At 74.0% G+C, this 14,682-nt stretch carries 9 protein-coding genes; 6 read left to right on the forward strand and 3 right to left on the reverse strand.

Annotation, left to right across the window (positions count from 1 at the left end):
- The coding region (locus ACIBIW_RS34650; RefSeq protein ID WP_399342185.1) for a type I polyketide synthase at window positions 1–2,502 on the forward strand (2,502 nt) is incomplete at its 5' end.
- Window positions 2,503–2,568: 66 nt separating this feature from the next.
- Here ACIBIW_RS34650 and ACIBIW_RS34655 read toward each other — a convergent pair.
- Genes ACIBIW_RS34655 through ACIBIW_RS34665 form a run of 3 tightly spaced genes read right to left on the reverse strand, consistent with a single transcriptional unit; the run spans window position 2,569 to window position 6,133 of the window.
- Window positions 2,569–4,173, reverse strand: a complete 1,605-nt coding sequence (locus ACIBIW_RS34655) for an MFS transporter (RefSeq protein WP_399342187.1) — start codon at window positions 4,171–4,173, stop codon at window positions 2,569–2,571.
- Complete coding sequence (locus ACIBIW_RS34660) at window positions 4,170–4,859, reverse strand: response regulator (protein ID WP_399342189.1); 690 nt, start codon at window positions 4,857–4,859, stop codon at window positions 4,170–4,172. The genes ACIBIW_RS34655 and ACIBIW_RS34660 overlap by 4 nt, the downstream gene beginning before the upstream one ends.
- Window positions 4,847–6,133, reverse strand: coding sequence for a sensor histidine kinase (locus ACIBIW_RS34665; RefSeq protein ID WP_399342190.1), 1,287 nt, complete (start codon window positions 6,131–6,133; stop codon window positions 4,847–4,849). Before ACIBIW_RS34665 ends, ACIBIW_RS34660 begins: the two co-directional genes overlap by 13 nt.
- A gap of 296 nt (window positions 6,134–6,429) precedes the next feature.
- Here ACIBIW_RS34665 and ACIBIW_RS34670 point away from each other — a divergent pair, with 296 nt between their 5' ends.
- From ACIBIW_RS34670 to ACIBIW_RS34690, 5 genes are all read left to right on the forward strand, one after another.
- The gene (locus tag ACIBIW_RS34670) at window positions 6,430–7,233 is read left to right on the forward strand and encodes an ABC transporter ATP-binding protein (protein WP_399342192.1); all 804 of its coding nucleotides are present in this window, start codon (window positions 6,430–6,432) and stop codon (window positions 7,231–7,233) included.
- Window positions 7,233–9,779: an FtsX-like permease family protein gene (locus ACIBIW_RS34675; protein ID WP_399342193.1), complete on the forward strand. Its 2,547-nt coding sequence runs from the start codon at window positions 7,233–7,235 to the stop codon at window positions 9,777–9,779. The genes ACIBIW_RS34670 and ACIBIW_RS34675 overlap by 1 nt, the downstream gene beginning before the upstream one ends.
- A gap of 271 nt (window positions 9,780–10,050) precedes the next feature.
- Entirely contained in the window at window positions 10,051–11,955 is a 1,905-nt protein-coding gene (locus ACIBIW_RS34680; RefSeq protein ID WP_399342194.1) for an ABC transporter ATP-binding protein, read from the forward strand.
- The gene (locus tag ACIBIW_RS34685; protein WP_399342196.1) at window positions 11,952–13,880 is read left to right on the forward strand and encodes an ABC transporter ATP-binding protein; all 1,929 of its coding nucleotides are present in this window, start codon (window positions 11,952–11,954) and stop codon (window positions 13,878–13,880) included. Before ACIBIW_RS34680 ends, ACIBIW_RS34685 begins: the two co-directional genes overlap by 4 nt.
- 114 nt (window positions 13,881–13,994) lie before the next feature.
- A complete protein-coding gene (locus tag ACIBIW_RS34690; protein WP_399342197.1) occupies window positions 13,995–14,630 on the forward strand; it encodes a hypothetical protein in 636 nt (211 codons plus the stop codon).
- Window positions 14,631–14,682: the final 52 nt, after the last annotated feature.

Genomic DNA, 14,682 nt, shown 5'->3' on the forward strand with positions numbered 1-14,682 from the left:
CGCACCGACCACACCACCGACCACACCACCGACCTCAGCACCTGGCCACCACCCGGCGCCCAGCCCATCCCACTGCGCGACACCTACGCGACACTCGCCGACCAGGGCTACCACTACGGCCCCACCTTCCAGGGCCTCACCACCGCCTGGACCGAGGGCGAGCATGTGTACGCCGAGGTCGCCCTGCCCGACGGTGCGCACGGTGACGCGGCGGCGTTCGGGCTGCATCCGGCGCTGCTCGACGCCGCGCTGCACGCCTCCGACCTCGGCGGACCCGGCGGCGGTGGCGAGGAAACGGGCATACTGCTGCCGTTCGCCTGGCGGGAGGTGGCGCTGCACGCCTCGGGGGCGACCCGGCTGCGGGTGCGTCTCACCCGTACCGGCGAGCACGCGCTGTCCATGACCGCCGCGGACGCGCACGGCGAACCGGTGGTGTCCGTGGGCTCGCTCGTGCTGCGCGCCATCGCCGCCGACCAGTTGCCGAGCGCCAGTACCGGGCGGCACCCGCTGTTCGGCGTCGACTGGACGCCCGTACCGCTCCCCCCGGCGGCCGACGCGGCACCGCTGACCGTACGGCCCTCCGACGCACACCACGACGCGGACGCCTGGGTGGCGGACGCCGAGGCCCAACTGCCCGCCGAGATACCGGAGATCGTGCTGCTGCACGGCGACGAGGGCCCCGACACGGCGCCGTCCGGCTCCGGGCGTGCCCCGGTGTCGGCGGGGACGGGCGCCGCGGTGCGGACCGCCACCGGGAGGGTGCTGGCGCTGCTGCGGCGGTGGCTCGCGGACGAGCGGTTCGCCGGGACACGGCTCGTCGTGGTCACCCGCCGGGCCGTGGCCGCGGACCGCACGGGCGACGGCGCCGAGGACGTGCTCGACCTCGCCGGTTCCGCGGTGTGGGGTCTGGTGCGCGCCGTGCGCGAGGAGCACCCGGGCCGGGTGGCGCTGGTGGACGTGGACGGCAGCCCCGAATCGTGGAAGTCGCTGCCCACCGCCGCCGCGGCCACGGGCGGCGAGCCCGAGCTGGCACTGCGCGGGGGCAAGGCGCTCGTCCCGAGGCTCACCAGGGTCACCGCCACCGAGGACACGGCCGCCGACGGCAGGGCGCGTGAGGTGGCCGGGTTCGCGCCCGGCGGCACCGTGCTGGTCACCGGTGGTACGGGTGGGCTCGGCCGGGTCGTCGCCAGGCACCTCGTCGAGGAGCACGGCGTACGCCGTCTCCTGCTGCTGAGCCGCCGCGGGCCTGCCGCCGAGGGGGCCGGCAAACTCGCCGCCCAGCTCGGCGAGTTCGGTGCGAGCGTCGACATCGTGGCCTGTGACGCGGCCGACGAGGACGCGCTGCGGGCCGTGCTCGCCGCCGTACCGGCCGCGCACCCGCTGACCGCCGTCGTCCACACCGCGGGCGTCCTCGACGACGCCACCCTGGCCGCGCAGACGCCTGAGCGGTTCGAGACCGTGCTGCGGCCCAAGGTGGACGCGGTACTGAACCTGCACCGGTTGACGGCGGACGCAGCGCTGTCGGCGTTCGTGGTGTTCTCCTCGGCGGCCGGCACGCTCGGCGCGGCAGGGCAGTCCAACTACGCGGCGGCCAACGCCTTCCTCGACGCCCTCGTCCAGCATCGGCGGGCCAATGGCCTGGCCGGGCTCTCGCTGGCCTGGGGCCTGTGGAGCGCGGGCGCCGGAATGGGCGGCAAGCTCACCGAGGCCGACATGCGGCGGATGGGCCGCTCCGGGATGCGGGCGCTGGCCGAGGACGAGGGCCTTGCGCAGTTCGACGCGGCGCTCGCCGAGGGCGTCACGGGCCGTGCGGTGCTGCTGCCGATGGCGCTCGACACCAGCCGCGCCGCGACCCGGGGCGGCGCCGAAGAGGTGCCCGCGATGCTGCGGGCGCTGCTCGGGGCGCCAGCCCGCAGGACCGCATCCGGCGGCGGCGACGGTACGGGACCCGGGTCCAGGGGCGCCGAACTCGCCGACACGCTGCGGCGGATGGGCGCGGACGAGCAGGAGCGCACCCTGCTGAACCTGGTGCGCGGCCACACCGCCGAGGTGCTGGGGCACGCGCGGGCGCAGGACGTCGATCCGGAGCGCGGCTTCGTGGAGCTGGGCTTCGACTCGCTGACCGCGCTCGAACTGCGCAACCGGCTGGGCGGGATGAGCGGTCTGCGGCTGCCGTCCACGCTGATCTACGACCACCCGACCCCGGTGGCGGCGGCCCGCCACCTGTGGGACGAGCTGGTCGGCGACGGGGCCGCCGCGGTGTCGCCGCTCGACGCGCTGGAGGCCGAACTCGCGGGCATCGAGGCCGCGATGAGCGCCGCGGAGCCCGACGAGGCCGGGCACACCAGGGTCGCCGCGAGGCTGCGGGCGCTGACGGCGCGGTGGAGCGAGATCGCGCGGACCGGCGAGGAGCGCACCGCCGAGGACGACAGGGCGCAACTGGAGTCGGTCTCCGCCGACGAGCTGTTCGACATCCTCGACGGCGAACTCGACGCCGACTGACGGGAGAACACACAGGAGGCCGGTCACCCGCTCCCGGGTGGCCGGCCTGCTGCGTCGGGTGCGGGCTCAGCCCCGGTCCGCCACCGCCGCGGTGTCGCCCTCGGTGTCGGCCGCGGGCTCGGAGGGGGCCGCGCCGGGGGTGGCGCCGTGCGTGTGGCGCAGCACGAGGAGCGAGACCAGCGCCATGAGCAGCAGCAGTCCGACCGCCGTCCAGGAGGCGGCGCGCAGCCCGTGCGCGAACGCCTCCCTGGCCACGGTGAGCAGTTCGCCGCCCTGCTGCGCGGGCAGCTGGTGCGACGCCTCGACGGCGCCGCCGAGGGTGTCCTTCGCGGAGTGCACGGCGCCCCGGGGCAGCCCCGCGGGCACCCGCCCCGCCACGTCGTGCCGGTAGACCGCGGTGCCGATGCTGCCGAGGACGGCGATGCCGAAGGCGCCGCCGAACTCGGTCGCGGTCTGGGAGAGTCCGGAGACGGAGCCCGCGCGGTCCGGCGGCGCGGTGGCGATCACCAGGTCGGAGGTGGTGGTCATGACGAGGGTGATACCGGCCGCCATCACGACGGTGCCGGTGGCGAGCATCCCGACGCCGGAGTCGGCGTGCATCCGGGCGAGGACCCCGTACCCGAGCGCGGCGACCACCAGGCCGCATGTGACGACCACGCCGGGGCGCACGAAGCGCACCAGGACGGGCGCGAGGCCCGAGCTGACGAGCGCGGCACCGGCGGCGGGCAGCGCCCACAGGCCCGCGCGCAACGGGCCGAAGCCCAGCACGATTTGCAGGTACTGGGCGGTGAAGAGGCCGGAGCCGACCAGGGAGAAGATGGCGAGCACACTGGTCGCGACGGACGCGCTGAACGCCCGGTCACCGAACAGCCGTACGTCCAGGAGGGGTTCGGCGAGGGCACGCTGGCGGCGCAGGAAGTACCAGCCGACGGCGAGGCCCGCCGCGAACGCGGCGACGGGCACGGCGCCGAGGCCGTCCTCGGCGATCTGCTGGATGCCGTAGACCGCGGGCAGCACCGCGGCCAGCGAGAGCACGGCGCTGAACAGGTCGAACCTGGCGGGCTCGGTGGCTTTCGACTCGGGCAGCAGCAGCGAGCCGAGGAGGAGCAGCAGTCCCATCACCGGCAGGTTGACCAGGAAGACCGAGCCCCACCAGAAGTGTTCGAGGAGGACGCCGCCGAGGAGCGGGCCGAGGATGGCGCCGCCCGCGAACGCGCCTGTCCACACGGCGATGGCGATCCTGCGCTGCCCGTCGTCGCGGAACATGGTGCGGATCAGCGACAGGGTGGACGGCATCAGGGTGGCGCCGCCGACCCCGAGCAGGGCGCGGGACGCGATGAGCACGGCGGGGCTCGCGGCGAGGCTCGCCACCACGGAGGCGGCCCCGAAGAGGACGGCGCCGCCCATCAGCAGCCGCTTGCGGCCCATACGGTCGCCGAGGGCGCCCATGGTCAGCAGCAGCCCGGCGAGGACGAACGGGTAGATGTTGACGATCCACAGCAGTTGGGCGCTGCTGGGTTCGAGGGAGGCGCTGATGAACGGCAGCGCGTAGGACAGGACCTGCATGTCGAGCGAGACCAGCAGGACCGCGATGATGAGGACGGCGAGGCCGGTCCACTCCTTGCGTCCCGCCCTTGGCGGCGGGACGGCCGCCGCGTCGGCGTGGCTCATGGGTTGCTCCGCTCCTGGTTCGCAGGCGGTTGCCGGTCCTCCGCGTTCAGATAGGCGAGCACCGCCAGCACACGGCGGTTGTCGTCGCCGGACGCGGCGAGGCCCAGCTTCGAGAAGATGCTGTTGGTGTGCTTGCTGACCGCCTTCTCGGAGACGTACATCCGGGCGGCGATGGCCGCGTTGGAGCGGCCCTCGGCCATGAGGCCGAGCACTTCGCGCTCACGTTCCGTCAGGCTGTGGACCGGGCTGGTCTCGGTGTCGTGCTTGGTCATCAGCTCGGACACCACCTTGGGGTCCATCACGGTGCCGCCCGAGGCGACCTGCCTGAGCATGTCGACGAAGCGGCGGACGTCGAAGACGCGGTCCTTGAGCAGATAGCCGACGGCGCCGTTCTGGTCGGACAGCAGTTCGCGGGCGTACATCTGCTCGACGTGCTGGGAGAGCACGAGGACCGGCAGGCCCGGCACCTGGGCGCGGGCCTGGACGGCGGCCTGGAGGCCCTCGTCGGTGAAGGTGGGGGGCAGCCGCACGTCGACGATGGCGACGTCCGGCCGGTGGGTGAGCAGGGCCCGCAGCATCGCGGGGCCGTTGTCCACCGCCTCGACGACCTCGAAGTCGTGTGCGGTGAGAAGCTGGACCAGGCCCTCCCGCAGCAGGGCCAGGTCCTCGGCGATCACAACTCGCACGGAAGCTCCATCGTCACTAGGGTCGGTCCGCCCGGCGGGCTGTCGATGTCGAGTTCCCCGTCGAAGGCCGCGAGCCTGCGCTGTAGCCCGCGAAGGCCGCTGCCGCCCTCCGCCTTGGCGCCGCCGCGGCCGTTGTCGCCGACCTGGGCGCGCAGTCCGCCGTCCGCGTACCAGAGCCGGATGCTCGCGCGGTCGGCGCCGCTGTGCTTGGTGACGTTGGCCAGCGCCTCGGCGACGACGAAGTAGACGGCGGACTCGATGGGCGCCTGGGGCCGCTTCGGAAGGTCGATGCAGACCTCGACGGGGATGGCCAGCGCCACCGCGAGCGCCCTGACGGCGCCGTCGAGCCCCCGCTCGGCGAGCACCGGGGGGTGGATGCCGCGTACCAGGTCGCGCAGCTCGGTCAGGGCCTGGCTGCTGGACTCCATGGCGTCGGCGAGCAGTTGGCGCACCAGGTCGGGGTTGGTCTCCAACTGGGTGTCGGCGAGGCCGAGTTTCATGCCGAGGGACACCAGCCTGGCCTGTGCGCCGTCGTGCAGGTCGCGTTCGATCCTGCGCAGCTCGGCGGCCTGCGCCTGCACCGCGTCCGACCTGGTCTCGGTCAGGTGTTCCACGCGCAGCGTGAGCCGGGCGTTGCGGGTCGGGGAGAGCAGGGCGCGGTTGAAGCGGATGTGGAGGCGTCCGAGCGCCGGGGCGATCAGCAGGCCCACCACGATGAGGACGAGGCCCTGCGGGATGGCGAGGTTGGCCTCGCCCTGGTCGGTGATGAACCAGGTCGCGCCGAAGCCCCAGTGCGGGCCCATGCTCTGCCACAGGAACGGGGTGACGAACATGCCGTTGAGGCCGTAGGCGACGAACGCCGCGGGCAGCAGCCCGAGGACGAGGCCCAGGGGGGCGTCGAGCAGCATCCACAGGAAGTCCCGCCAGGTGGCGGGGTCGGACAGCAGTTCGCGGCAGTGCGCGAAGGCGCCCGTGGTGTCGTAGGCGCCGTCGGACGTGGTCGGCCGGTAGGGGGTGTCGATGCCCCTGCCCGTCCACTCGCGGGCGGTGCGCCGGTGGAAGTTGGCGAGGCCGCGCACGGCGATCATGACGACCGGCAGGATGAGGAAGCCGATGCCGACGGCCATGGTGGCGAGGGTGGTGACCATCGCGCTCCACAGCAGGACGCTGCCGGCCTGGGAGAGGACCGCGACCAGCAGCCCCCGGGTGCACCAGCGCACCCGCCCGGCGAGCGCGCGCCGCCTCGGCGGCCGTGCGGCCACGTCCTTCTGCAACTGCCCCAACCTCCTGCGGCCCGGCAGCACCCGCCACCCGCGGGACGCGGTCACACGGCGCGCGCGGACGGTGGTGCCTGGGTGATCCGGGTGGCCTGACTCACGACCTGGCCCAGTCTCACATCCTCTTGAGGATCGCATGGGAAGGCCGCCGAAGCGGTGGGGATTGGTCCAGGTCAGGGGTAGGGGTTTCTCCACCCCACCTGTGGAAGAAGACCCATCGGCCAGGCCCCCTGCCCGTCCCTAGCGTGGACAACGTGATCGCGGCCTCCACGCGACAGGTTCAGGGAGTTTGAATGGACACCACCACGGCTGTGGACGACACAGTACGGCTCGACACCGTTCGCAAGGTGTACGGCCAGGGCGCGGGCTCCGTGACGGCCCTCGACGGCGTCAGCCTGAGTTTCCAGCGCGGCAGCTTCACCGCCGTGATGGGTCCTTCGGGCTCCGGCAAGAGCACCTTCCTGCACTGCGCGGCCGGGCTCGACCGGCCGACGTCGGGCACCGTCCTGCTGGACGGCGAGGACCTCAGTGACTACGACGAGACCACGCTGACGAAGATGCGGCGCGAGCGCATCGGCTTCATCTTCCAGGCGTTCAACCTGCTGCCCGCCCTCTCCGTGCTACAGAACGTGACGCTCCCGCTGAAGCTCGCGGGGCGGCGCCCCGACCGCAAGCGGGTGGCGGACGTCATCGACAGGGTGGGCCTCGGCAACCGTACGAACAACAGGCCCGCCGAGCTGTCCGGCGGCCAGCAGCAGCGGGTGGCGATCGCGCGCGCCCTGGTCACCGGGCCCGCGGTGGTCTTCGCCGACGAGCCGACCGGCGCGCTCGACACCCGTACCGCCCGCGAGGTGCTGCTGCTGATGCAGGAGTCCGTGCGGTCGCTGCGGCAGACGATCGTGATGGTGACGCACGACCCGGTCGCCGCCTCCTACGCGGACCGGGTGGTGTTCCTCGCCGACGGCCGCTTCGTGGGCGACTTCTACAACCCCACGGCGGAGGCGGTCGCGGAGCGCATGACCCGCCTCGGCGCGTGGGCCGACGAGTCGCACGACGCGTACGGGCAGCAGCCCACCGCGGCCGGAGGAACGTACTGATGCTGTCCCTGGCCCTGCGCACGCTGCGGTTCCGCCTCGGCGGATTCGCGGCCACCTTCATCGCCATGTTCTTCGGCGCGGCCCTCATCATGGCCTGCGGCGGGCTCATGGAGAGCGGCGTCCGCGACGCGGTGCCGGCCCAGCGGCTCGCCGCGGCGCCCATCGTCGTCGCGGGCGACCAGACGTACGACGGCTCCCAGCTCTCCGAGCGGGTACGGCTCGACCAGGAGCGGGTACGCGCCGTCGAGGGCGTGTCCGGGGTGGAACGGGCCGTCCCCGACGTGTCGTTCCCGGTGGCCGTCGTCCGCGACGGCCACCCGGTCACCGACCTGTCCGACGGATCGAGCGGCGACGAGCACCGCCCCCTCGGGCACGGCTGGGGCTCCGCCCGCCTCGCCCCCTACTCCCTCACCAGCGGCTCACGGCCCGGCGGGCCCGGCGACGTGGTGCTCGACACGGCGCTCGCCGAGCGGGCCGGGGCCCACGTGGGCGACCGGGTGCGGCTCGTCGTCGGCGGGCAGGCCGGGGAGTTCCGGCTCACCGGCGTCGTCGAGCAGTCCGGGGGGCGTACGGCGTCCCAGCCCGCGGTGTTCCTCAGCGACGAGCAGGCCGCCACGGTGGCGGGCGACCGTGTGGACGCGATCGGGGTGCTGCCCGCGCGGGGCACCGACGCCGCCGAGTTGCGCGACCGTATCGACACGGCGCTGGACGGCGCCGCCGCCGTGACGCTGACCGGCGACGACCGGGGGCTCGCCGAGTTCCCGCAGGCCGCCGCCAGCCAGCAGAACCTCATCATGCTCTCCGCGATCTTCGGCGGCTGGGCGGTCCTCGTCGCCATGTTCGGGGCGTCCTCGACGCTGGGCCTGACGGTGCAGCAGCGGCAGCGCGAGATGGCGCTGCTGAAGGCGATCGGCACCACCCCGGCGCAACTGCGCCGCATGATCCTCGGCGAGACGCTGGTCGTGTCCGTCGTGGCCTCCGTGCTCGGCTGCCTGCCGGGCGCGCTCCTCAGCAACCTGCTCTTCGACAAGCTCGTCGACGCCGGGATCATCTCGGGCGCCGTCGAGTTCCGGCAGAGCCTGGCGCCCGCCGTGGTCGCCGTCGGCGCCTCGCTGCTCGCGGCGGTCGGCGCCGCGTACATCACGGCGCGCAAGGTCGCCGAGACCCGGGCCACCGAGGCCCTGGCGAGCAGCGCCATCGAGGGCCGCTGGCTCACCAGGACCCGGATCGTGCTGTCGGTGCTCTTCCTCGTCGGCGGCGTCGGCATGGCCGTGATGACCGTGACGATGATGAAGGGTGACCTGACGGCCAGCACCGCGGGCCCCGCCTGCATCATGTGGGCCATCGGACTCGCACTGCTCGCGCCCGGCTTCACCAAGGCCGTCGTCTGGCTGCTCCAGGGCCCGATGCGCGCGCTGACCGGCCTCACCGGGTACATGGCGGTGCTCAACTCCCGCGCCCACAGCATCAGGATGGCCGCCACCATCACCCCGATCATCCTGCTGACCGGCGTCGCGAGCGGCACCCTCTACATGCAGCAGATCGAGGACGCCTCCAACCGCGCCGCGCACACCGGGGTGCTGCGCGCCGACGACGTGCTGACCTCGAAGGCCGGCCCCCTCGCCCCCGGCACCCTGGAGCGGGTGCGGCAGGTGAAGGGCGTCGACGCCGCCTCCTCCTACGTCGCGAGCACCGGCTTCGTGCAGAGCCCCGAGGACGCCGACCAGACCGGCGACGGCTGGCCGCTCCAGGGCGTCGACGACACCGGCAACCTGGCGGTGCGCGCCGCCACCGGCTCCCTGGCCGCGCTGCGCGGCGACAGCGTCGCGCTGCCCACCGAGCACGCCGAGTCGCTGGGCGCCAAGGTCGGCGACACCCTCACCCTCAGGCTCGGCGACGGCACCCCGGTCGAGGTGAAGGTCGTCGCCACCTACCGCCCGGAGGGCGACGCGACCGCGCTGCTGATGCCCGCCCCGCTGCTCGCGGAGCACACCACCGACGGCGGCGCCGCACAGATCCTGGTGCGCCACGCCGCGGGCAGCGACCCGGCGGCCGTGACCGCGGCGGTGACCGCGGCCGTCAAGGACCAGCCGGCCGTCGAGGTGACGGGCAGCGGCGCGCTGACCGCCGGGCGCACCGGCGGACAGCAGCAACTGGCCACCATCAACTACCTGGTGGTGGGGCTGATCGTCGGCTACACCGCGATCTCCGTGGTCAACACCCTGATCGCGGCGACCGGCAGGCGGCGCAGGGAGTTCGGTCTCCAGCAGCTCACCGGCTTCACCAGGAAGCAGGTCATGGCGATGATGTGCCTGGAGAGCGTGCTCACCGCGGTCGTCGGGGTGCTCCTCGGCTCCGTCGCCGCCACCATCACCTTCTTCCCCTACAGCCTCGCCAAACTGGACGAGGTGGTCCCGTCCGTACCGCTGTGGATCTACCTCACGGTCGTGGCCTGCGCCGTCGTGATCACCTTCGCGGCGACGCTGCTGCCGACCTGGCGGGCCACCCGGTTCCGCCCCGTGGAGGCGGCGACCGCGGCGGCGTAGCGACGGGCACGGCGGCCCGCCCCCGCGGCCGCCCTGATGCCACCTTGAAGGGCCGGATGTCCCAACCCCCCGCAGGGCATCCGACCGGGTCCCACCGCCCGCCGGGCGGTGGGACCCCTTCTCGCCCCGGCGCGCGGGGACGGCGCCCGTGCCCCCGTCCGCCCCACGTGCGGGACCGTGTCCCGGCGCGCGCTCCCCCGCGCGTCGGGACACCGGGCCAGGCGGGCGAAAACTCGCTGGTCATGCGCGGGGGAAAAATCGTAGGGTCCGGATGGTGACCACTGCTTCCCCACCCTCCCACTCCCCCGGCACGGTCCGCTCCCTTCTCCGTCTGTGGCCCTATGTGCGCCCGATCCGGACGCGGCTCGCCTCCGCGGCCGCGATCGCCGTGCTCGCCTCGTGCGTCGGCCTCGTCATCCCCCTCGTCCTCAAGTGGCTCGTGGACGGCCCCGTCGCCCACCACGACCCGTCCGGCGTCTGGCTCGGCGCCCTGTACCTGCTGCTGCTCGGCATCGCCGAGGCGGTGCTCTTCGGTTTCAGGCGCTGGCTGGTGGCGCGGCCCCTCGTCTCCGTCGAGGCCGCGATGCGTACCGGGCTCTACCGGCACCTCCAGCGGCTGCCGATCGACTTCCACGACCGCTGGCCCTCCGGACAACTGCTGTCACGGGGCACCACCGACCTGATGCTGCTGCGCCAGTTCCTGGCCTTCCCCCTGACGTTCCTCCTGGTCAACGGGGCGACCATCGTGATCGGGATGGCCATCCTGCTGCTCCAGCAGTGGGTGCTCGGCCTGGTCCTGCTCATTCCCTCGATCCCGATGATGGTGCTGTGCGGCTACTTCGAGCGCCGCTACAGCAAGGCCGCACGGCTCGCCCAGGACCAGGTGGGCGACCTGACCACGGTGATCGAGGAGTCGGTGCTCGGCATCCGCATCATCAAGGGCTTCGGCAGGCACCGCAGCCAGGCCAGGGCCTTCCACGGGCTGAGCGGTCAACTGCGCGGCACGGAGCTGACGAAGGCGCGGCTGCTGGCGCGGCTGTGGTCGGTGATCGTCGCGCTGCCCGAGCTGGCCATCGGCGCGGCCCTGGTGCTCGGCAGCCTCAGCGTCGCCGACGGCGACCTCTCCGCGGGCACCCTGGTGGCGTTCCTCTCGACGGCGCTCGCGCTGCGCTGGCCGGTGGAGTCCATCGGGTTCCTGCTGGCCATGACCCAGGAGGCGGCCACCGCCACGGACCGCTTCTTCGAGCCGATGGACGCGGCGGAGGAGGCGGACGCCGACACCGCGGGGACGGCGGCCCCGGAGAGCGGCGGCCCGGCGGCCGCGGCCCGCGCCGCCCTGCCCGAGGGGGCCGCCGAGGCGGGTGAACTCCGCTTCGACGGCGTCGAGTTCCGCTTCCCCGACGCGCCACGGGGGACGCCACCGCTGCTGCGGGGCGTGGACCTCAGGGTCGCGCCGGGCGAGACCATGGCGCTGGTCGGCGCCACCGGCAGCGGCAAGACCACGCTGACGGCGCTGGTGCCCCGGCTGCACGAGCCGACGGGAGGCCGCATCACCCTGGACGGGGTGGACATCACCACCATGCCCCGCGGCCACCTGCGCGACCTGGTGTCCACGGCGTTCGAGGACCCCACCCTGTTCTCGGCGAGCGTCGCGGAGAACGTACTGATGGGCATGGGCATGGGCATGGGCACGGACCACGCCCCCACCGCCACCGCCGACACCGCCGACACCGAGCTTGCGCGGGCGCTCTCGGTCGCCCAGGCCGACTTCGCGCACGCGCTGCCCGAGGGCACCGCCACCCAGGTCGGCGAGCAGGGCCACAGCCTCTCCGGCGGCCAGCGGCAGCGGCTCGCACTGGCCAGGGCGGTGGTGGGCCGCCCCCGCTTCCTCGTGCTCGACGACCCGCTCTCCGCACTCGACGTCCACACCGAGGCCCTGGTGGAGGCGGCGCTGCGGCGGGTGCTCGCGGACACCACCGCGCTCGTGGTGGCGCACCGCCCCTCCACGGTGCTGCTCGCCGACCGGGTCGCACTGCTCTCCGGCGGACGGATCACCGCCGTCGGCACCCACCACCAACTGCTGCGCGACAGCCCCGAGTACGCCTGGCTGATGGCGGGCGCGGCGGACGGCGAGGCCGGGGCACCGGCCGCGACCTGCGAGGAGGCCGACCGTTGACGTCCGCACCCACCGCCGAGGCACCCCCGGATGACGAGGGCGCGAACGCCGTACCCGGGCAGGGCCCCGGCACCGACGGCGACCTGTTCGACCGCGACGCGCTGCCCGCGCCGCCCGGCGCGACCGGGCGGCTGCTGCGCTCCCTGCTCGCGCCGATGCGCGGCCGGGTGGTGCTCGCCGCGCTGCTGCTGCTGTTCCAGCAGGCCGCCGTGCAGGCGGGCCCGCTGATCGTGGCGTACGCGATGGACCATGGCGTCCCCGCCGCGCGGCGCTCCTCGTACGGGCCGCTGGTCGTGGTCGGCGCCGCGTACGGGGTGTGCGCGCTGGCGTCCGGGCTCTTCCAGTACGCGTTCACCAGGGCGCAGGCGCGCATCGGCCAGGACGTGCTGCTCGACCTGCGGGGCCGCATCTTCCGCCACGCCCAGGCGCTCAGCGTCGACTTCCACGAGCGCTACACCTCGGGGCGGCTGATCTCGCGCGCCACCACGGACGTGGAGTCGCTGCGGGAACTCGTCGGCGACGGTTTCCAGGAACTCGTCACCATCGCCGTCTCCTTCGTGTCGATCTCGGCGCTGCTGCTCTGGCTCGACGCGGGGCTCGGCGCGGTCGCGGTGGCCTCGTTCGGGCCGCTCTACGTGCTCGTACGGCGCTACCGGCGGCGGGCGGGCGAGGTGTACCGGCGCAGGTCGACCGCGATCGCGGCGGTGATCGTGAAGTTCGCCGAGACCATGAACGGCATCAGACCGGTGCGCGCCTTCCGCCGTGAGGCCGCCAACGACGCCGTGTTCGACACCCTCAACGCCCACCACCAGCGGGTCAACGGCGACGCGCTGCTTGAGATGGCGCGCTATGTCGTCGGCTCCCGGCTGGTGGCGAACACCGCGGTGGCCGGAATCGTGCTGTGGGGCGCCTACCGGGTGGCGGAAGGATCGCTCGAACTGGGCGTGCTGGCCGCCGCGGTGCTGTACCTGCGCAGGCTCTACGACCCCATCGACCGCCTGGGGATGTTCCTCAACGCCTACCAGTCGGCCGCCGCTTCCCTGGAGAAGATCGCGGGCCTGCTGGCGCAGCGGCCCGGGGTGCCCGAGCCGGAGACCTCGGCGGCGCTGCCCCCGCGGGCGCCGGAACTGCCGGGCCGCACGGTGGAGTTCGAGGACGTACGGTTCGCGTACCGGACCGGCGGCGAGGTGCTGCCGCGCTTCTCGCTGCGGCTGCCCGCGGGGCAGACGGTGGCGGTGGTGGGCTCGACCGGCGCGGGCAAGTCCACGGTGGCGAAGCTGCTCGCGCGCTTCTACGACCCCACCGAGGGCCGGGTGCTGCTCGACGGCGTCGACCTGCGCGACCTCGACATCGCGGAGCTGCGGCGCGGGGTGGTGATGGTGACGCAGGAGTCGTTCCTGTTCTCCGGGACGGTCGCGGAGAACATCGCGATCGGGCGGCCCGACGCCTGCCGTGCCGAGATCGAGGCGGCGGCGAAGGCGATCGGCGCGCACGACTTCATCGCCGCGCTGCCCGACGGCTACGACACGGACGTACGCAAGCGCGGTGGCCGGATCTCGGCGGGCCAGCGGCAGTTGGTGGCGTTCGCCCGCGCGCTGCTGGCCGACCCCGCGGTGCTGATCCTCGACGAGGCGACAAGCTCGCTCGACATCCCGGGGGAGCGTGCCGTGCAGTCCGCGATGGACACGGTGCTGCGGGGCCGCACGGCGGTGGTGATCGCGCACCGGCTCTCCACGGTGGAGATCGCGGACCGGGTGCTGGTGATGGCGGAAGGCCGCGTCGTCGAGGACGGGCCCCCGGCCCGGCTCAAGGACGCGGGCGGCCCCTTCGCCGACCTGCACCGCTCATGGCGGCAGAGCGTGGCGAGGGCCGCCCCCGCCGACCCGGACGAGCCACCGGTCATGGGGGCCGGCGGCAGTCCCTGAGGGCGCGGGGGCCGGCGGCCGGGCGCGCGTGCCCCGGCCGCCCGCGCCCCCGCCAGCAGCGCCGATACGATGACCGCCAGGGGGGTACTGATGCCTGCACGCACACACCGGCTGATGTCTGCACGCACACACCGGCAGCGCCGCCGCGGCCGGAGCGCCGCGGCCGCGCTTGCCCTCGCCGCGCTCACCGCCTGCGGCGATCCGGAGCCCTCGGGCCTCTCGGCGTCCGGGCTGCACGACACGGCGCGGGGCGCCGCCGAGGAGACCAAGGAGTGCCCGGTCGGCTACGACCTGGGGAAGGCGGCCTCCGCGGCCCGGGTGCCGGGCCGCGCCGAGCAGGTGAGGGCGCGGGCGGAACTCGCGGACAAGGCGGACGAGGACGCCCCGATCCGCACCTTCGAGGCCACCGACCTGGAGTGCGACTACCGGCTCGGCGGGGAGCCGATGGCCGTCCAGACGGTGGCCGCGGGACACGGCGACGCGGTCGGCCTGATGGGCCCGCTGATCACCAGGAACGCCGGTCTCGACGTGGCCGGGCTGCGCACGTACCTCGCCGCCACGAAGAAGGCCGCGCACGGCACCCCGGTCCTCACCCCGGGCGGCAACGTCGCCTCGGTACGCCTCGACGCCGCCGAGGGCGACAGCGTGGCCCTCGTCATCACCTACGGAAGCGACGACGAGGGCACCGAGCTGACGGCGGCCCAGGTGAAGTCCCTCAGCAAGGAGCTGGCCGCCCAGGCGGACTGGTGACCCCGGCGACGAGACCGACGCCGTACACCATGAGCAGCCAGCCGACGTCGTC

The sequence above is a fragment of the Streptomyces sp. NPDC050560 genome (assembly GCF_044457285.1).
Lineage (GTDB): Bacteria > Actinomycetota > Actinomycetes > Streptomycetales > Streptomycetaceae > Streptomyces.